This is a genomic window from Kluyvera sp. CRP, from assembly GCF_019930565.1.
Lineage (GTDB): Bacteria > Pseudomonadota > Gammaproteobacteria > Enterobacterales > Enterobacteriaceae > Kluyvera > Kluyvera georgiana_A.
Window position 1 is genome coordinate 3,531,081 of sequence record NZ_CP082841.1, and the last position, 18,207, is coordinate 3,549,287.

The window sequence follows — 18,207 nt, forward strand, 5'->3', positions numbered from 1 at the left end:
GCGTCGTCTGACGCCCTGAAAGGGAAGAGTTAGCGGTTCTCGCCGCGACTGGCAATGACGTCTTTGTACCAGAAGAAACTTTTTTTACGCTTGCGCGCCAGGTTCTGCTTATGGTCGACGTAAACAAAGCCATATTGCTTTTTATAGCCGTTGAGCCAGCTCAGTAAATCGATAAACGACCACGGATAATACCCGCGGACGTCCGCACCAAGCGCAATCGCTTTTTCCAGCGCATCAATGTGTACGCTCAGGAAGTCGATCCGCGGATCATCAACCACTTCTCCATCGATAATCGGGTCAACTGCGCCCAGGCCGTTTTCAGTGATATAGACGGGAATATCGCCGTAGCGTTCTTTGATCATCATGATGCCATCGGTCAGCCCCTGCGGCCAGATTTCCCAACCCCATTCGGTATAGACGCTTTCCGGGTTGCGTACGAAATAGAACAGCCCCTCGACACCCTGTTCGCCGCTGACTTTTTCTTTAGGCGGCTGGGCGGAAACGGTCTCACGACGATAGTAGTTGAGACCAATAAAGTCGCAGCGGTTGTTACGTAGCAGTTCGTCATCACCCGGCGCAAAGCGCGGCACGCCCCATAACGCCTGCGTCTGCGCCAGCAGCTCATCCGGATAGCGGCCCTTCAACACCGGATCGTAGAGCCAGTGGGTATGAATGGCATCCGCCAGCTCGGTTGCCGCGATATCTTCCGCACTATTGGTCAGCGGCGAGTGCGGCTGAAGCACGTTCACAAAGCCAATTTCACCTTTTATTTCCATACCGCGGAAGGCTTTCACGGCCATGGCGTGGGCGACAAAGACGTGGTGACAGGCCTGAATGGCGCGAGCCGGGTTACGCACTGACGGCGGATGGCTGCCGGTGATATAGCCGTGGCCAATAAACACGATGGTTTCGTTAAAGGTGGCCCATTTCTTCACCCGCGAGCCAAAGCGTGAATAACACAGGCGGGCATACTCTTCAAACGCCTCCGCCGTGGAACGCGCTTCCCAGCCACCTTCATCCTGCAGCGCCTGTGGCAGGTCCCAGTGATAGAGGGTAATCATTGGCTCAATGTTATGTGCCAGCAGGGCGTCAATTAAATCGCTGTAGAACTTGACTCCGGCTTCATTGATTTCGCCGCGGCCTTCCGGCAACAGGCGGGGCCAGGAGATGGAAAAACGGTAGCTTTGCAGACCCATTTCGGCCATCAGTTCAACGTCTTCTTTGAAGCGATGGTAGTGATCGACGGCGACATCGCCGTTGGTGCCCTGGTAGGTGGTCCCGGGTTGATGAGAGAAAATATCCCAGATGGACGGGCCTTTGCCGTCTTCGTTATATGCACCTTCAACCTGGTACGCTGCAGTAGCGGCACCCCAGAGAAAATTTTGGGGAAAAGCAGACATGTAACACTCCTTATCTGTGTGATAAGGGGAGTGTAAAGTGAGGGCTCATGATGTGCAACCGGTTTCAGAAACCGGTTGCACAGATGCGATCCGAATCACTTTTTTAACGTGTCGAAATTACTTTTTTTGCAGTGATGCGGTGGCCGTGGGTTCGGGCGACTTGTAGTCGTCAATGTGATGCGCGACAAACAGCAGAAGAACGGAAAAACCCAGAATAACCCAACCAATCAGTTCAACAATACGAGACAATACGGAATTCATGAAATTTATCTAACAATCCATTGATAAAATAACGCCAGAGCAAGATCTTAGCGCGCCCGCGCCACAACGCAAGTTTTCAGCGGAATCGATTCCACGAGTGCTTATTATTTCAACAGATAGCCATTTGCCGCGCCATAATGTTATTAAACTGTTGTACGGCATCATAAGATGAGGTCAAATAAGAAATCGATTACAAAATTGGTTGAATCCCGTTACTTCAGAAGTGAGGCTGCAATATGAGTGACCCAATCCGCGTAGGGCTGGTGGGCTATGGTTACGCCAGTAAGACATTTCATGCGCCGCTGATTAGCGGCACGCCAGGTATGGAACTGGCGATTGTCTCCAGCAGTGACGCCGCTAAGGTGCATACCGACTGGCCTGCGGTTAGCGTGGTATCTGACCCCCAGGCGCTGTTTAACGACCCCGGTATTGATCTGATTGTCATTCCTACGCCGAACGATACCCATTACCCGCTAGCTAAAGCCGCGCTGGAAGCAGGGAAGAACGTGGTAGTCGACAAACCCTTTACCGTGACACTGTCACAGGCGCGCGAGCTGGACACGCTGGCAAAACAGCAGGGCAAACTGCTGTCTGTTTTCCACAACCGTCGCTGGGACAGCGATTTTCTGACGGTTAAGGCGCTGATTAATGAAGGTAAATTAGGCGATATCACCCATTTCGAATCACACTTTGACCGTTATCGTCCGCAGGTTCGTGCCCGCTGGCGTGAACAGGCTGGGCTGGGTAGCGGCATCTGGTATGATTTAGGGCCGCATTTACTCGATCAGGCGGTCAATCTGTTTGGCTTACCGCAAAGCCTGTATGTCGATCTCGGCCAGCTGCGTCCGGGGGCGCAGGCGACGGATTACTTCCATGCGGTGCTAACCTATCCGCAGCGTCGCGTCGTGCTCCACTCAACGCTGCTGGCCGCGGCAGAAACGGCACGCTATATCGTCCATGGCACACAGGCCAGCTACGTGAAATTTGGCCTTGACCCGCAGGAAGATCGCCTGAAAAACGGTGAGCGCTTGCCGCAAGCCGATTGGGGCTATGACATGCGCGACGGCATTCTGACCACGGTTGAAGGTGAAGAGCGAGTCGAAGAAAGCTGGCTGACGTTGCCGGGTAATTACCCCGCATATTACGCCGCCATTCGCGATGCCCTGAACGGCATCGGTGAGAACCCGGTGCCCGCAGGTCAGGCCATTCAGATCATGGAGTTGATTGAGCTGGGCATTGAATCCGCGAAGCATCGTGCTGCGCTGACGCTGGTATAAAGAGGCAGGAAAATCCCGGTAGCGAAAGCTACCGGGATGCTTTTTATCCGCGTTGGACGCGGGCGATGAGCGCCTGCTTTTCGCCCGCCGACAGGAATGCCATTTCCAGGCCGTTAATCTGCGCCTGACGAATCTGCGCAGGAGTTAAACCCGCGGCGGGAGCGGCGACACGGTATTCGTGTTGAATATCAATCCCTTGTACGGCCGGGTCGTCGGTATTCAGGCTGGCCAGTACCCCATGTTCGAGGAAGGTTTTCAGAGGATGCTGCGCCAGCGACGCGACGGTACTGGTCTGAATATTGGAGGTCAGACAGGATTCAATGCCGATGCGTTTTTCCGCGAGGAAATCCATCAACGCCGGATCTTCAACCGCTTTGACGCCGTGACCAATGCGCTCCGCGCCAAGCTCACGAATGGCCTGCCAGATACTTTCCGGGCCGGCAGCTTCACCGGCATGGACGGTAATGCGCCAGCCAGCATCGCGCGCGCGCGTGAAGTGGTCGAGGAACAGAGTGCCAGGGAAGCCGAGCTCATCCCCGGCCAGGTCGAGTGCGGTAATGCCATCGCGGTGCGCCAGCAGGGCGTTCAGTTCTTCTTCACAGGCCGCCTCGCCGAATGTGCGGCTCATAATGCCAATCAGACGCGCTTCAACATTAAACGCCTTGCAACCTTCTTTTACCCCGGCAATCACGGCTTCTACCACGCCGTCTACCGGTAACTGGTGAGTCATCGCCATATAGCGTGGGGAGAAACGCAGCTCAACGTAGTGCAGGCCATTACGCGCCGCATCTTCCACGTTTTCATAAGCAACGCGACGACAGGCCTCTAAAGAAGCCAGCACCTTAACCCCCCAATCAAGCTTGCTGAGGAAGCTCACGAGATCCGGTTCATTGCTGGTGACCTGCACGTGCGGCAGCAGCGTTTCCAGCGTAGAGGCAGGCAGCGACAGATTAAACTGGCGGCCGAGATCGAGGATGGTTTGGGCGCGAATATTACCGTCAAGGTGGCGGTGAACGTCAGTTAAAGGCAGGTTGGTATCGATCATGGCAGCACTCTTATTTTAGTTAAAGTGCAAATCATTATACCATAGGGCTATAACCGATTAAAAGTATCGAAAAAAACTCACGTAACAGGGCATTAGCGAAACGATCAGGAGATTTGCCGCAGTTTATTGTGTCTCCTGATGGTTGCCAAACCGCTCGCACGGTAATGCCCTGTCTCTCTTTTATTCCGTGATGAGTTTTGCCACATTCGGCCGGTTGCGGTATTTATCTTCCCATGGCATCCCATAGCCCACCAGCAGATCGTCATTTTCCATTTCATAGGCATAGTACAATTTTGCCGGAATGGTCACGCGGCCCGGTTTGACGAACAGGACGGCCACGGCAACAGAAGCCGGACGAAAATTGTCCTGGATATATTCAACAAGGCGCTTCATTGTGCCGCCAGATTCGATTGCATCATCGATAAGAATGACGTGGCGGTTCTCAATCTGAATGTTCTGGTGATAAACGATAGCCGAACTGTTATTGCGTTCGCCGGGTGTGTGCGGGCAGGAGATATAATCCATGTTAATGTCAAAATGGAGCTGTCTTGTCAGATCCGCCGTATAGAGAATCCCGCCCGGAACCACGGTAATGACCACGGCATCAGTGTAATCCTGGCTGAGCTGTGCGGCGACATTACGCACGCCCGCCGCAATACTCGCTTCGTCGAGAATGATATCGCCAATAGTGTGAGTGTTCATAGTAAGACCCGTTTTCGTTTATTAAAGGCGGTTATTGAGTTGAATTAACCCACCTTAATCACTTTATCGTTTATGACCCTGAAAGAACCGATCGTGACTGATATCCTGGGCAGATTGCATGGTGGCACTCTAATCGCAATAACAGGAGGTTGACAGCGGTCTCAGGATTGCACGATCATGATGCTTGTTGCTCGTTTTAATGTGTCAAGGAGTTGTCTTGCTCGATTATGCAGTTTTCCCGGATCAACGGCAAGCCCGGATTCGCCAGATTCTCGCCGAGAAAGGTAGGGTGGTTTGCGTGGAGTTAGCCGCGCAATTAGGCGTGTCTGAACATACTATTCGCCGTGATTTACATGGGCTTAGCAAAGAGGGTATCTGTAAAAAGGTTTATGGCGGCGCTGTCGCGACGTTGCCTGATGCGGGGCATTTCGTCGAGCGAAAAACGAAGGAAACGGACGCAAAAAGCATAATCGCGCAGAAATGTGCACAACTCGTCAAACCTAACGGCTGCGTCTTTATTGATTCCGGGACAACCAATCTGGCGATGGCTGAAGCGCTGCCGTCAACCGTCACGCTGACGGTCGTCACCAACTCGCCGGAAATCGCCACCGCGCTGCTTAAAAAGCCGCTGTGTGAAGTGATTATGCTGGGTGGTGGCGTGCAGCGCACGTCCGGTGGCTGCGTAGGCGCCCCGGCACTGGCGCAACTGAAGGATATTCTTTTCGATCAGGGCTTTATCGGCGGCTGTGCCATGGCGCCAGAGTCGGGCCTGACCGGCTTTGACTATGCTGATTGTGAATTTAAAAAAGCGGTTATCGCGCAGTGCAGCGAGATTATCGTGGGTTTAACGTCCAACAAAATTCCCGCCGTCGCGCGCTATATTGTCGCAGAAAGCCATCAGATTGATATTCTGGTGGTTGAGGAGAGCGTGAGTAAACAATATGCCGACGCTTTCCGTGAATATGATATTCAAATTCACGCCGTTTAGCGTGATATGGCGACAATAGGCTGCTTCTCTGATGATAAAAAAACGGGCTCTTTTATTCCTCGTGATGCTGAGTTCTGCGCATGCCGCGCCTTCCATTGAAGCGGGTTTTTCGCCGGATGGCGGCGCGCGTAAGCTGGTCATCAAGGCCATCACCGATGCGCATATCTCCATTAAGATGATGGCCTACGCCTTCCAGGCTAAGGACATTGTGGCAGCGCTGGATGCAGCGCAGCACAGAGGCGTAAAGGTTGAAATAGTGGTCGACCGACGCCGTAATTCGGGACGAGTTTCGCAAGCCGCCATGCGCGATATGGTTAACCATGGAATCGCGCTTCGCGTCGACGGTCATTATCATATTCAGCACGACAAGCTGATGATTATTGATGGCACGACGCTGGAAACCGGGTCTTTTAATTATGCCCGGTCTGCGGAAGTTGATAATAGTGAGAATGTCCTGATCATCAAAAATGCGCCAAAGATAGTGCAGCAGTATCAGGCGCATTTTGCTTCGCGCTGGGCGTTATCCGAGCCGTATCACAGCACATCACCAAAGCAACAGTCTTAACTACGCGTCAACAGCGCGATGATTCGACGCTCTTTCTTCCATTTTAATTTAAGAATAACTGCAAGTTAGTCGATATTAATCGCTGTATGGTTTTTATTATCTTAATGGAGCAACGAAAGAATATGCAGCTGGTGCACGGTATTGAACAAATTAAATTAAACATTGCCGAGCTTGAACGGGGGCGTGTATCCACCGGCGCGAAGTTAGAAGAGTACCGGCTGCTGATTCAACGCGGAACTTGTTTTATGTTGTACCGCTCAGCAAAAGGGGTGGCTTTTGCACCGTCACGCTTTATTGGCTATGTTGGCAATACGCTTGTCAGCCATAAAGAGAATGCGACGCGTGATGGTCGGGTAACTAACAAGGCCATCAACGCCATACTTGGTCAGAATCCAACGCCTAACGCGCTGCTGGACAAATATTACCGCCAGTTCTGCGTTGCAAATGGTATTGCGCCATCGAACAAGGGGACGTTTGGTGTTGAGAGAAAATACTGGTTGTCGCCTGACTTTGCTGATTTAAACACGCTGCTGGAAGAGATGGCTATGCATGACGTGCAGACCGCCGGGGAACTGGGGGAGACAGAGCGCGAGCAGGTTGTTCTGGCAAGAGTCGGTCAGGGCGATTTTCGCACGGGGCTAATTAACTTATGGCAAGGATGCAGTGTATCGGGCTGTGACTATATTCCCGCATTGCGCGCCTCTCATATTAAACCTTGGTCCGTGTCCTCCAATGAGGAACGGTTGGATGTGTATAATGGCCTGCTTCTTGTCCCTAATCTGGACATCTTATTTGATAAAGGCCTGATTTCATTCAAGGATGATGGAGGCATATTAATCTCTCCGCGCTTACCGGAAACGGCCCGCATTGTATTAGGATGTAATGATACGATGGGTATTCAGCCCAAAGCAGAGAACATTCCTTATCTCGCCTGGCATCGCGATAATCTGTTTATCGGTCGGGATGAGTAATTATTATGTAAACCCGCTCTGTGCGGGTTTCATTTTGTTTGATGGCGAGGTGGCTCCTCAATAATCCGTAACAAAGGATACCTTGTCAGCCACCGCTTCTTCGCAACTCGCTGCCAGAATATTGCCTGTTTTTCATGTTCAAAGCGCGGCGTTGGTCGTAGCCGCAGTTCAAACAGGTCCTCGAGCCCATAGGGCGCTATCGTCTCCAGACGATAGTCATCCGTTAGCCTTACGGCTACCGCGGTCGCAGTCTCGGGCCAGAAACGTAGCGCATCCTCCGTTGAGCGGTAGGGGGCGTCGCCGTTGCGCCGGTGCATTCGCGCCTGGTTTTTTACCGACCAGTTAAAGGCGGGGTTAAGCCGCTTCAGGGCCGTCTCAAACGCGCGATCCTGCCCTTCAGAGAGTTGCTTATCATCGAACCAGACCACATCCACGTCCGCAGGCACAGGAGACCGTGGATGTTTATGCCGATATGCCCAAACGGCGTCGCGCACAAATCCGGCCCCAATCCAGCCGTCGGGGAGATGAAGATGACGAAGGGCGAGTAGCGCCTCCATTCTCAAGGCGTCGTTCAGAATTAAGGTCTGCAGCGTTGGCGAATAGTTCATGGGCCGGCGTTTTCTCGATGAGGAGCGAGCTCCATATTACGCGGAAAACGGGAAGGAGAAAGCAGACTTTTCGCCGCGCGTCAGCGGCGATATCACCGGTTTAGTAACTCAATGTCACCACCACCGTGTCGGTATAAACCCCCGCCGAGGGCCATTGCTGCGCAGGTACTTCGCCATAAACTACCATCTGCTGCGCCTGCCCGTCGCTGGCGAACTGCTTTTGCGGGCGGCTTGGTGTCCAGATCGTGGTATGGGCGGCGTCCTGGTAAAGATCGTAGCGGAGACATTCTCCGTTATTGCAGAGCTGACGCTGGCTGCCGTCCGGGTGTAAACCCTCGCCGATGCTCACCGCATAGCTAGTGCCGGTAGGGCACTGGATAGCTATGCTGGCCGTCGCATCCGCCTGAAGCTGGTTGCCCTGAACCGGACTTTTATTGCCGAAGTCCATATCATCAACGTTCAGTATCTCGCAGCCGTTTTTGACCGTGGCGGTAGCGCTGATTTGATCGGTCACGGTGGTGCCGGAGAGCCCGCTGCATGAAGGGAGAGACTGCATAGATGACGCCGAGGCATAGCTTATCTGCACGCTAGTGGCGTAATCATAATAATTGCCCGCGCTGACGTTGTTTTGCCCGGCGTTGATTTTGCCAATCAACGGGATGTCGTGCTCGACGTTGGCTTGCCCCGAGGCCAGCTCAAGGTCAATCTGGGCATAGACGTCGCTGTTCTGGCTGAGCGGATGATGGAGATCATAAAGCGAATACAGCGAGAAATAGAGCGGTGTGGTTGACGGCTCATTCTGGCTCATCGGAATTGGGTCGTTGGCCATCAGCTTCAGGCAGGCGCGAACAAACTCGGTGTGGCCGTCATAGTTATTGCAGGTAAAAGGGAGCTTAGTGCTGGTGGCGCTACTCTGTCCGGGCGTGACGGTGCCAAAACTTAACCCCGCCGGGCTGCCGTTCCAGCAGTTTGCCGCCCTCGCGCCAGGGCTTAAGGTTAACATCAACGTGAATAATAGGGCGGTTAGCCCGAGAAGGCGATTTATAGACATCGTGCGTTGAGCGTCTCCAGTGAGCGAGTTGGACGGAATTTTTGCGGCAGCGTCACGCTGCAGGAAGAGGATGCCCATTGCACCTTCAGTCTGCCGCCTGCCGGAGGATCTTCAAGATAGATTTTGCCGTCGTAACCGGCGATCGTCTGTTGGGTTCCGCGCGCGGGCTTCTGGCCGTGACTATCGGCGACGTTAACCTGGGCAGAAAACGGTACGTTTTTTCCATCGGGCAAGGTCACCGTCAGCAGGACTGCCTGCGTTTTATAGATGCTGAACCGCGCGAGGGCGCCGCGGCCGGTTTGTGGGATCACCACTTCTTCGGTGTAGAGCGCGCGATAATCTTCCTCCAGACCCAGTGCATCGATATCAATTCGATTTTCCTGATAGGGATTGAGATTATTCAGGAACAGCTTGCCGTTTTTATCCGTATGACCCACCGGGCGATGTTCAAGATACACCGGGACGTGGGGGACGCTTGCCGTGTCGACGATGGCAAATGCGCTACCCAGAACGCGGGTGGCGTAGAAATTACCGGAAAACAGGCCTAACGCGCCGGAGAGTGAACCATAAAGCGCGTTATCGTGAGTTTGTTGATTCATACCCAGCGCGATGTCACTCCAGCGAGTACGCCGTTGCAGGCTGGTATGCACATCACTGTTTTTACCGTTTTGCGCCGACAGGTTCCAGCCCCACCCCGGTTGGTTCGAATCCAGCGAACGTGAAAGACTGGCTTGAAGGGCATTTCCATCGTTATCGTGGCTGTTCTGCAGTGAAAGATAATCTTTACGCTGATTGAGCGGCATACTGAAATTCAGATAGACCGTGGTATTACGCTCGTCGCCCACTTCTTCGGTGATGCTGGAGGAGAGGCTGATCTGTTGGGTGAGGCTTTTCGACCACGATAAGCCAAGATACTGCGCTGAGGAATCGCAGTAATTTTGCTGTACCCAGCTCATACCGAAGGTACCGATTGCCTCGAAGGTGACACTGGCAAACGCGGAATCTTCACGGGTGGTAAGGCTGTTATCTGCGAGAGATGAAATATCGCGAAAGCCGCTATCGGCCTGCGAATGGTCGAGCGACAGATTGAATCGGCGGTTGTTCCACTGCCAGCCCGCGCCCCATTGACGCCCGCCGTCGTGATGATAATGACCGCTTGCCACATTCGCGTGAATTACTCCCAGCCTGGGGGCCAACAGGTAATCCCAGCCGAGTCCCTGGTTGTGTAACGCTGCGCTCTGTTCCGCGTGAGCTTCCAGCGTCGCCCTGTTACTCAAGCCATAGCGCCAGTCGCCGACCCCGACTAACTGGTTGTCGTAACTGAAGGAACGCTCCGTATAATCTTTTCTGACCCATCCCGCGCTGACGCCCCAGGTCGTCAGGCCGGCCGACAGCAACTGCGTCGCGCCATACAGGTCGAGATTGACGACTCTCTGCTGGCCATTGATATCGGTAATCACCACTTGCGCCCCTTCATCGCCGGTAAAAATGGGGGCGGTATTGAGGGTGAACTGGCCGGGTTCTACCTTTTGCGAGGCGGTTTTGATGCCGCGAACGTACAGATCGACGGTCGACGGCAGGGTAACGCTATCGGTCAGAATGTCCTGCGATGAGGTGCTGAAGTTAGGCTGCGTGGCGTAGTTGTGGGCCAGGCTAATCCCGCCGAAGCGTACGCTATGGGTCCAGCTTTGAGTTGAGGTAAAGCTGTCGCCGAGCGTCATGGAAAACAATTTGTCGACGTTCTGGTAATTCCAGCTGCTCATCAACCGTTGGGTGCCGCTGTTGGTGCTCTCGCTCGCTGAGGAAGCCTGGGTGTTCATTGACGTCGAGAAGAACCCGGGGCCAAGGCCAAAGGTGCGAAACTCGCTGAACAGCGAAGCATCCTGCTCGCCGTTCTCATGACTGGTGAACACGTTGTAGTTCAGCGCCAGACCGCGCACTTCCGGCGACAATTGGGCGGCGTGCAGCAGATGCGAACCGTTGTGGTTAGTCAGCAGGCTATCACGACCAAGCCAGTTTTGGCTGGCGGCGATATTGACGCTTTGGCTCAGATTATCGAACGTAACGTTCAGCCCGTCCTGCGAACTGAAATCGACGTAGCCTTTCTGTTCTGGAAGCGACGCGGTTTTGATGTCTAACTTACGGGCGTCACTGGCGGCAATAAACAGCTTATTATCAATATATCTGGCCTTTACAAAACCTTTGATGGCTTGCCCGTTAACAAACGCGGTCAGGTAGAGCGTTTCCTTGTCGGCGGCGTGGGCGTAAAAACAGACCATAAACCATAGTGGAAGGGTTTTAAGGCGTAAGCGAGAAGGTCTGTTTTTGCTCATTATCGTTCAAATTAAGTGACAGGGATGACGCACTGCTGATTCCGTCAGGTAAAGGCCATTCCTTTTCACTGTGGGGCAATACATACCCCAATAACCCTTGACTCATCACCTGGCTACGGCCGCCTGTGAGCAGGGTAATATTGCCGAGTTTACTGTGCTGCGAGCCGTTATTACGCACCTTGAGCATGACCGGGCGGGTCGAACGGTCGAGGGTAAATTCGAGGTCCTGCGGGTTGGGTGGCTGTGGTTTGCAGTTGACGAATACCGGGATGGAGTAGCGCAGTAAAAAGCGCACGCCATCCTTGGGGGCCATATTGTTGGCGCCAGGAAGTTCGTCGATCACCAGTCGGTAGGCGCGTTCGTCACTGCCGCTAAGCGGGGCGGGAAGAATGACGCGAATCAACTGCTGGCGGCCCGCAGGGATATTGGTCATTGGCGGGCTGACCAGCAGATCCCCGGTGTCGCTAAGGACTTCTTTATTATTCTGCTGATGCCAGGCGTAGGCGCGGATCTGCGCGCCAATTGCCGCGCTACCTGTGTTCTTTACGTAAACGGCCTGCGCGGTTTCACCCGCGCAAAAGCCGATGTTGACCGGATAAACCTGAAGGGTGGCCGCCGCTGAAGGCAAGGTAAACAGCGCGCAGGATGCAACGATCGCCGCGCCAGAGAGTAAACGCTTCACAGGCTTCCCCTTCGGTTGTGGTTAGTAAGCGACAGTCAATGTGACGGTGTCGGAATAGTTGCCTGCAGGCGCCTGAGCCAGGGCATCGGCGGTGACGCGACCATAAATAGGGATCGTCTGAATGGAACCGGTGCCAATATTATCGACAGGTGTTTTGGATAGATCGCTACCGGAAGTATCCCCGTAGATGGTGTAGGCCACGGTATCGCCATTGTCGTTTGCCATCTCGTAGGTATGGTCGCTGGCGCTGCTGAGCTGATATTCCGTGCCATTGGTACAGGTCACGCTGGCCTGACTTGTCACCGTTAATTGCCCCGTATCACTGGGGTGCGAACCAAAATCCATATCACCTACGCTAATCTGGCAGGATTTTTCGACGGTAAGGGAGACATGCATATCGGCGGTTGCCGTTTCCGTGGTATCTGCGAATGCTGCAGATGAAAATAAAATGCTAATCGCAGTCAACGTTAATGCAGTGGCTTGACGGTTAATCACTTTAAGGCTCTCTAAAAAGATCTATTAATATTTCTTACTTGAAACTACGGGGGGCGGAGAATAGTGATTAAGAATTTTCTGAGATTGAGTAATCGTGCTATGTCTAAGCGATGTGAATAACAAGATCTGATATTAACAACTGAGATCTCATGCATTAACGCTGCGCAACGCCGGGCGACGTTGCGCAATAAGGGTTAGCGCAGGGTATGAATGGCGGCAATCAGACGTTCAACGCCTTGCTCGAGTTTCACGCGCGGGCAGCCAGCATTCAGGCGGATAAAGCCGTTGCCTTCCTCGCCATAGGTGTAGCCGGGCATGATCGCCACTTTTTGCTGTTTGATGAGGACTTCCTGAAGCTGACGGTCGTCGATGTGTAGCGGACGTAGGTCGATCCACGCCAGATAGGTGGCTTGCGGCATGCGCCATTGTAGCTCAGGGAAGGCGGCGTTCAGCGTCTGCTGAATGTAACGCATATTCTCCTGCAGATAGTCGCGTAGCGCGTCCAGCCACGGCTCACCCTGCTCATAGGCGGCAATATGGGCGACCAGCGCCGGTACAGACGGCGAGGAGAGGCCATCGCGACTTTTCAGAGCGTTGAGGTAATCATTGCGAGTGCTTTCGTCGTCAATCAGCCCGTATGCACCGGTAAAGGCCGGGATATTGAAGCTTTTCGAGCCCGATGTGAACAGCGCCCACGGCCCTTGCGCCACATCACACCACGGAATGTGCTGATGACCGTTCCAGGTCATGTCCATATGGATTTCATCGCTGATCACCCGCACGTTATGTTTTGCGCAAAGCGTGGCCATCGTTTGCAGCTCTTCGCGGGTCCAGACTTTGCCGGTCGGATTTTGTGGGCTGCACAGCAGTAACACGCGGTTATGCGGTTTAGCCAGCGCAGCCTCCAGCTTCGCCATATCACAGAACCATTCACCCTCACGCTGCTCCAGCGCGACGCCGACCACCTGACGCTGGTTGCCCTCGATGGTCTTAAAGAAAGCGTCATAGGCAGGCGTATGCACCACGATACCGTCACCGGGAGCTGACCACTGGCGGATCATCTCGGCCACCATATAGATAACAGAGGGCCCGTAGACGATGCTATCCGTGTTGATGGCGCTGTGAAAACGATGAGCGTACCAGTGGGCAATGGCGGGCAGGAAGGCGTCATTTTTCCAGCGGCTGTAGCCAAATACGCCGTGGGATAAACGTGCGCTCAGGGCATCGAGGATACAGGGCGCGGTGGCAAAATCCATATCCGAAATGGTAAAGGGCAGCAGATCGGCGTCGCCAAAACGGTCGGCCACATAATCCCACTGCGTACACCAGGTACCATGCCGGTCAATCACCGTCGAGAAATCAAACATGTGAGGATCCTAACGAAGAAAAGAGGTGAGATATTTTGCCCCCGTTATGAACGGGGGCAAAGGGGTTTAAGCCTGTACGGTATTCATCAATACCGACATTTCATCCTTAACCGACTGTACCTGCGGCCCAATAACGACCTGGAGGTTATGCTGGTTGAGTTTGACCACGCCAATGGCGCGGTTAGCCTTCAGTGTATCGACATCCACTTTATCCATATCGCTTACCGACAGACGCAGACGGGTGATGCAGTTGTCGAGGGACACGATGTTCTCCGCACCGCCCAGCGCCGCCAGGATAGCCGGGACGTTGTAGCCCGATTTACCGGTTGCACCGCTGGTGGTGTGCTCAGCAGCTGGTGCGGTATCGATGTCGCGGCCCGGGGTTTTGATATTGAAGCGCACGATAGCGAAGCGGAAAATCGCGTAGTACACGGCGAACCAGACCGCGGCCACCACCGGCACCAGATACCACTTGGTGGACAGACCGTGCAGGATGCCGAACACCACGAAGTCGATGATATTGCCGTCAGTATTGCCGATGGTTACGCCCAGAATCGCCATCATGGTGAAGCCCAGACCGGTCAGCAGCGCGTGAATCACATACAGCACCGGCGCCACGAATAAGAACAGGAATTCGAGTGGCTCGGTGGTGCCGCCAACCACGCAGGCAATCACACCGGAAATCAGCAGGCCTTTAATTTTATGACGATTTTCCGGACGCGCGCAGTGGTACATCGCCAGCGCAGCGCCCGGCAGACCGCCGAGGAAGGCCGGCATTTTACCCTGCGATAAGAAGCGAGTGGCGCTTTCTGAGAAGCCGTGAGTTGTCGGGCAGCTCAGCTGCGCCTGGAAAATAGTCAGCGCGCCGCTGACGTCGTGGCCGCAGACGTCCATGGTACCGCCTGCTTCAGTAAAGCGAATCAACGCGACCAGAATATGATGCAGGCCAAACGGCAGCAGCAGACGTTCGCCGGTACCGAAAATCATCGGGCCGAAGTCACCGGCGCTGTTGATTACGTGGCCCAGCGCGTTGATGCCCATAGCGAAAATTGGCCATACCAGCGGGATCACCAGACCAACCAGACCGAGCACGACGGTGGTGATAATCGGCACGAAGCGGGTGCCGCCGAAGAAGGCCAGCGCGTCCGGCAGGCGGATAGTGTGGAAGCGTTCATGCAGCATCCACACGATAATCCCGCAGATGACCGCGCCAAGGATCCCGGTGTCGATGGACTGAATACCGATAATATTCTGAATGTTATTGGCTTTCAGGATCGCCGCATCGGTGGTGGGCAGAATGCCTTTTGCCGTCAGCCAGAAGTTAACGGCGAGGTTCATGACCGCGTAGCCAACAAAACCGGCGAAGGCGGCAACGCCTTTGTTGTCGCGCGCCAGACCCAGCGGGATGGCAATACAGAACATCACCGGCAGGAAGCTAAAGGCGAACGAGCCAACTTTGCTCATCCAGATAAAGACCGCTTGCAGGAACGGCGTATCGAGCCAGGGCAGCAGCGTCGTCACGTCATGACTGCTTAACGAACTGCCGATGCCGAGCATAATCCCACAGAAGGAGAGCAGCGCGACCGGCAGCATAAAGGTTTTGCCAAGCTGCTGGAAGAACTCCCAGAGGGTGACTTTTGGTGCGGTTTTCGCCGTCATGAAGCGACTCCTTATCCTGAAAAAGGGTTTCTTTTGAGTAACGGGAAAGGAAGATAAAACGTTTTATCATTTTTTAGTGAGAAACAAATCACAAAAGCAAGTGATAATACAGTTTATAAAGTACATACATTGATAAAACGTTTTATCGCTTAAGCAGAAGGAGTCGCGCAGGAGCTATGGCGATTGCAAAGAAAGTCACCATTAACGATGTTGCGCTGGCGGCAGGGGTTTCTGTCAGTACCGTTTCGCTGGTTCTGAGCGGCAAGGGGCGAATTTCGTCGGCAACCGGCGAGCGGGTTTATCAGGCCATTGATCAACTAGGGTTTGTGCGTAATCGCCAGGCGGTCTCGCTACGCGGCGGCCAGACGGGAGTGATTGGCCTGATTGTTGGCGACCTGTCATCGCCTTTTTACGCAGAACTGACGGCGGGGATGACTGCTGCGCTTGAGTCACAGGGCAAAATGGTTTTTTTAACCCAGGGTGGCAAACGTGGGGAGCAGATGCTGCAACGCTTTGAAACCCTGGTTTCGCAGGGTGTTGACGGCGTGGTGATCGCCGGGTCGGTGGATCAAGCTTCAGAGCTACGGGCCAAAGCGGCAGAAACCGCCACGCCGCTGGTATTTGCCTCGCGCGCGAGCTACCTCGACGAGGTCGATATTATTCGTCCGGACAATATGCAGGCCGCGCAGTTGGTGACTGAACATCTGATTCGTCGCGGTCATCAACGTATTGCCTGGCTTGGCGGGCAAAGTTCGTCGCTCACACGAGCGGAACGAGTGGGCGGCTACTGTGCCACGCTCATCAAGTACGGTCTGCCGTTTCACAGCGAGTGGGTGCTGGAGTGCGAGTCCAGCCAGAAACAGGCGGCGGAAGCGATAACCGCGCTACTTCGCCATAATCCGACCATCTCGGCAGTGCTTTGCTACAACAGCGTGATCGCCATGGGCGCGTGGTTCGGTCTGATGCGAGCAGGTAAACAAAGTGGCGAAGACAGCGTCGAGAGCTACTTTGAACAGCGTGTGGCGCTGGCGGCGTTTGCCGACGTGCCGGAGGCGGCGCTGGATGACGTCCCCTTGACCTGGGTGACGACACCCGCCAGGGAAATGGGCCACAGCGTGGCCGAGCGGATTTTACAACGTATTGATACCGGCCAGGGGGCGGCGAGAAATCTGATTATGCCGCCGCGGCTGGTGGCGCGAAAATAATAAAAAGCCCCTCATTGAGGGGCTTTCGTTCATGGTGGGGAGACGGTTACGGCGCGGGTGCGGCGGCCGGTTCTTCCGGGTCAGCCAGCGTCGGAATACCAAACATACCGACAAAATCATCCAGCGGCATTTTCTGCCCGTTCAGCGTCACCTGACCATCGGCGTACTGCAGGCTGCTGGTGATAGCGTCATCCTGCGTGGTGGTCAGGCGGAACATCTGGCCCATTGCCGCCAGCCCCTGTACCTGCTGTTTGGCAAGCTTCGCCGCTTCATCCTGCTGATAGCCTTCCAGCTGTGCAACCTGGGTCATCAGTTCGGTGGCCATCCCGGTAGGGATGTTGAGTTTGGCATCCAGCGATTTCACGCCACGATCGAGCTGCTGCGCCAGCGTCTGTGCTTCACCGGTGGCCTGAGACGGGTCTTTCAGCGCCAGTGACAGGTTCAGCGAACTCTCACCTTTGGCATTTTTCCAGCTAAGCGGTGACAGTGTCACAACTGGGTCGCCTTTCAGCAAAATCGGCAGCGAGCTGAATAGCGCGTCGACCGCTTTCTGCTGATACAGCTCCGGGTTTTGCGCCAGATCCGGCTGCGCCATCAGCGCCTGGGTCTGCGCCTGGTACTGCTGGCTGAACTGATGCATTGCTACGCCGTCGATACCGTCGACTTTCAGCGTCAGCTGTCCGCTGCCGAAATCTTTATTTTGCAGCTTCAGGCTGTTGAGCGAGTAGTCCAGTTGGCTGTTGATCTTTTTGCCATCGGCGGTCAGCTCAGATTTGCCGGCGATACGCATATCGTTCAGTTCGGCCAGATCTTTTCCTTCCACACCAATCGCCAGGCGTTCAACGCTCAGCGTCTGGTCGCCGATGCGCTCATCAAAGGTGGTCAGTTTGCTGGAGCCGTCAGTTTTCAGATTGTTGAAAGTGAACTGCACTTTCTGACCGTATTCGTTAACCGCGTTCACCTGGCCGCTTTTGGCTTCGCCGGTCAATGACACCAGACTGCCCTGGTTGTCGGCGGAAAGCGTGAATTCACCGCCGCTAAAGGTCACCTTGTCGGTCTCTTTTTCGTAATCCAGCGGTTTGAGTGAGATGGCGGATGCGGTATCGCCGTTGTAGCTGATGCGGGTGTTGATATCAAACGGCGATTGCCCTTTGGCGATATCAAACAGCGGCTTGGTGACGTCGTTATTAACCAGCACCGTGTTGACTGAGGCCATGGCAGGCACCAGGTTGAAGGATTTCAGCGAAGCCAGCGGGAAGGGACCATGGCTGACGTTTTCGTCCAGCAGCACGCTCTGACCCGGCTTCAGCCATGAGTCTTTAGCGCCAGCCTGCGGTTTGACGACCATTTTCAACTGACTGCTGAACACGCCGCGCTGGTAATCCTGATAGCTCAGCTCCAGTCCCGCTTCCGGCGCGGTCAGCTTCAGCTGAGCGTTCGCCTGCGCGACCATTTCGGCGATACGTGATTCAAGCTGTTTACCCGTGTACCAGGAGCCCGCCGTCCAGATAACCCCTAAAGCGATAATGACACCTGCAGCAACCCGCGTTTTTTTCATCGTATTTGTCCATAAAAATGAAACCAGGCGGGAAGGCCGC

Annotated in this window: 17 protein-coding genes; 5 read left to right on the forward strand and 12 right to left on the reverse strand. The window is 54.4% G+C overall.

Annotated features, from left to right (window positions below):
• Positions 1-29: 29 nt before the first annotated feature.
• Together K7B04_RS16755 and blr are read right to left on the reverse strand one after the other, a co-directional pair.
• Positions 30-1,400: a GH1 family beta-glucosidase gene (locus tag K7B04_RS16755; RefSeq protein ID WP_223802543.1), complete on the reverse strand. Its 1,371-nt coding sequence runs from the start codon at positions 1,398-1,400 to the stop codon at positions 30-32.
• Positions 1,401-1,517: 117 nt separating this feature from the next.
• On the reverse strand, positions 1,518-1,661 hold the full coding sequence (gene blr, locus K7B04_RS16760) for a division septum protein Blr (protein ID WP_163449419.1): 144 nt from the start codon (positions 1,659-1,661) through the stop codon (positions 1,518-1,520).
• A gap of 236 nt (positions 1,662-1,897) precedes the next feature.
• Here blr and K7B04_RS16765 point away from each other — a divergent pair, with 236 nt between their 5' ends.
• Positions 1,898-2,938, forward strand: a complete 1,041-nt coding sequence (locus tag K7B04_RS16765; protein WP_163449418.1) for an oxidoreductase — start codon at positions 1,898-1,900, stop codon at positions 2,936-2,938.
• A 43-nt stretch (positions 2,939-2,981) separates the two neighbouring features.
• On the opposite strand, the gene add is transcribed toward K7B04_RS16765, so the two are convergent.
• Positions 2,982-3,983 carry an adenosine deaminase gene (gene add, locus K7B04_RS16770; protein ID WP_223802544.1) on the reverse strand — a complete coding sequence of 334 codons (1,002 nt, stop codon included), beginning with the start codon at positions 3,981-3,983 and terminating at the stop codon, positions 2,982-2,984.
• 180 nt (positions 3,984-4,163) lie between these two features.
• The gene (locus tag K7B04_RS16775) at positions 4,164-4,685 is read right to left on the reverse strand and encodes a phosphoribosyltransferase family protein (protein ID WP_167575939.1); all 522 of its coding nucleotides are present in this window, start codon (positions 4,683-4,685) and stop codon (positions 4,164-4,166) included.
• Between the two features lie 217 nt (positions 4,686-4,902).
• On the opposite strand from K7B04_RS16775, the gene K7B04_RS16780 reads away from it, so the two are divergent.
• From K7B04_RS16780 to K7B04_RS16790, 3 genes are all read left to right on the forward strand, one after another.
• Positions 4,903-5,673 carry a DeoR/GlpR family DNA-binding transcription regulator gene (locus K7B04_RS16780; RefSeq protein ID WP_223802545.1) on the forward strand — a complete coding sequence of 257 codons (771 nt, stop codon included), beginning with the start codon at positions 4,903-4,905 and terminating at the stop codon, positions 5,671-5,673.
• 31 nt (positions 5,674-5,704) lie between these two features.
• Positions 5,705-6,238, forward strand: coding sequence for a phospholipase D family protein (locus tag K7B04_RS16785; protein ID WP_223802546.1), 534 nt, complete (start codon positions 5,705-5,707; stop codon positions 6,236-6,238).
• 86 nt (positions 6,239-6,324) lie between these two features.
• The gene (locus K7B04_RS16790; RefSeq protein ID WP_223802547.1) at positions 6,325-7,209 is read left to right on the forward strand and encodes an HNH endonuclease; all 885 of its coding nucleotides are present in this window, start codon (positions 6,325-6,327) and stop codon (positions 7,207-7,209) included.
• A gap of 29 nt (positions 7,210-7,238) precedes the next feature.
• Here K7B04_RS16790 and K7B04_RS16795 read toward each other — a convergent pair whose 3' ends face one another.
• From K7B04_RS16795 to malX, 7 genes are all read right to left on the reverse strand, one after another.
• Entirely contained in the window at positions 7,239-7,817 is a 579-nt protein-coding gene (locus tag K7B04_RS16795; RefSeq protein ID WP_223802548.1) for a nucleotidyltransferase family protein, read from the reverse strand.
• Positions 7,818-7,917: 100 nt separating this feature from the next.
• Positions 7,918-8,868: a spore coat U domain-containing protein gene (locus K7B04_RS16800; protein WP_223802549.1), complete on the reverse strand. Its 951-nt coding sequence runs from the start codon at positions 8,866-8,868 to the stop codon at positions 7,918-7,920.
• Positions 8,859-11,201 carry a fimbria/pilus outer membrane usher protein gene (locus K7B04_RS16805; protein ID WP_223802550.1) on the reverse strand — a complete coding sequence of 781 codons (2,343 nt, stop codon included), beginning with the start codon at positions 11,199-11,201 and terminating at the stop codon, positions 8,859-8,861. Before K7B04_RS16805 ends, K7B04_RS16800 begins: the two co-directional genes overlap by 10 nt.
• Positions 11,167-11,883: a molecular chaperone gene (locus K7B04_RS16810; protein WP_223802551.1), complete on the reverse strand. Its 717-nt coding sequence runs from the start codon at positions 11,881-11,883 to the stop codon at positions 11,167-11,169. Before K7B04_RS16810 ends, K7B04_RS16805 begins: the two co-directional genes overlap by 35 nt.
• A 21-nt stretch (positions 11,884-11,904) precedes the next feature.
• Positions 11,905-12,279 carry a spore coat U domain-containing protein gene (locus K7B04_RS16815; protein WP_223802552.1) on the reverse strand — a complete coding sequence of 125 codons (375 nt, stop codon included), beginning with the start codon at positions 12,277-12,279 and terminating at the stop codon, positions 11,905-11,907.
• 293 nt (positions 12,280-12,572) lie between these two features.
• The gene (locus tag K7B04_RS16820; RefSeq protein ID WP_223802553.1) at positions 12,573-13,745 is read right to left on the reverse strand and encodes a MalY/PatB family protein; all 1,173 of its coding nucleotides are present in this window, start codon (positions 13,743-13,745) and stop codon (positions 12,573-12,575) included.
• A gap of 66 nt (positions 13,746-13,811) precedes the next feature.
• A complete protein-coding gene (malX, locus tag K7B04_RS16825; RefSeq protein WP_065356936.1) occupies positions 13,812-15,404 on the reverse strand; it encodes a maltose/glucose-specific PTS transporter subunit IIBC in 1,593 nt (530 codons plus the stop codon).
• Positions 15,405-15,580: 176 nt separating this feature from the next.
• Between malX and K7B04_RS16830 the strand changes: the two genes are divergently transcribed.
• Positions 15,581-16,609 carry a Mal regulon transcriptional regulator MalI gene (locus tag K7B04_RS16830; protein WP_167575932.1) on the forward strand — a complete coding sequence of 343 codons (1,029 nt, stop codon included), beginning with the start codon at positions 15,581-15,583 and terminating at the stop codon, positions 16,607-16,609.
• Between the two features lie 46 nt (positions 16,610-16,655).
• On the opposite strand, the gene K7B04_RS16835 is transcribed toward K7B04_RS16830, so the two are convergent.
• Positions 16,656-18,167, reverse strand: a complete 1,512-nt coding sequence (locus tag K7B04_RS16835; RefSeq protein ID WP_167575931.1) for a YdgA family protein — start codon at positions 18,165-18,167, stop codon at positions 16,656-16,658.
• Positions 18,168-18,207: the final 40 nt, after the last annotated feature.

What these genes read in the sequence shown, in the direction of transcription:
- K7B04_RS16755 (WP_223802543.1), bottom strand. Translation starts at nt 1,400, where the DNA reads ATGTCTGCTTTTCCCCAAAATTTTCTCTGGGGTGCCGCTACTGCAGCG.
- blr (WP_163449419.1), bottom strand. Translation starts at nt 1,661, where the DNA reads ATGAATTCCGTATTGTCTCGTATTGTTGAACTGATTGGTTGGGTTATT.
- K7B04_RS16765 (WP_163449418.1), top strand. Translation starts at nt 1,898, where the DNA reads ATGAGTGACCCAATCCGCGTAGGGCTGGTGGGCTATGGTTACGCCAGT.
- add (WP_223802544.1), bottom strand. Translation starts at nt 3,983, where the DNA reads ATGATCGATACCAACCTGCCTTTAACTGACGTTCACCGCCACCTTGAC.
- K7B04_RS16775 (WP_167575939.1), bottom strand. Translation starts at nt 4,685, where the DNA reads ATGAACACTCACACTATTGGCGATATCATTCTCGACGAAGCGAGTATT.
- K7B04_RS16785 (WP_223802546.1), top strand. Translation starts at nt 5,705, where the DNA reads ATGATAAAAAAACGGGCTCTTTTATTCCTCGTGATGCTGAGTTCTGCG.
- K7B04_RS16790 (WP_223802547.1), top strand. Translation starts at nt 6,325, where the DNA reads ATGGTTTTTATTATCTTAATGGAGCAACGAAAGAATATGCAGCTGGTG.
- K7B04_RS16795 (WP_223802548.1), bottom strand. Translation starts at nt 7,817, where the DNA reads ATGAACTATTCGCCAACGCTGCAGACCTTAATTCTGAACGACGCCTTG.
- K7B04_RS16800 (WP_223802549.1), bottom strand. Translation starts at nt 8,868, where the DNA reads ATGTCTATAAATCGCCTTCTCGGGCTAACCGCCCTATTATTCACGTTG.
- K7B04_RS16805 (WP_223802550.1), bottom strand. Translation starts at nt 11,201, where the DNA reads ATGAGCAAAAACAGACCTTCTCGCTTACGCCTTAAAACCCTTCCACTA.
- K7B04_RS16815 (WP_223802552.1), bottom strand. Translation starts at nt 12,279, where the DNA reads ATGCATGTCTCCCTTACCGTCGAAAAATCCTGCCAGATTAGCGTAGGT.
- K7B04_RS16820 (WP_223802553.1), bottom strand. Translation starts at nt 13,745, where the DNA reads ATGTTTGATTTCTCGACGGTGATTGACCGGCATGGTACCTGGTGTACG.
- malX (WP_065356936.1), bottom strand. Translation starts at nt 15,404, where the DNA reads ATGACGGCGAAAACCGCACCAAAAGTCACCCTCTGGGAGTTCTTCCAG.
- K7B04_RS16830 (WP_167575932.1), top strand. Translation starts at nt 15,581, where the DNA reads ATGGCGATTGCAAAGAAAGTCACCATTAACGATGTTGCGCTGGCGGCA.
- K7B04_RS16835 (WP_167575931.1), bottom strand. Translation starts at nt 18,167, where the DNA reads ATGAAAAAAACGCGGGTTGCTGCAGGTGTCATTATCGCTTTAGGGGTT.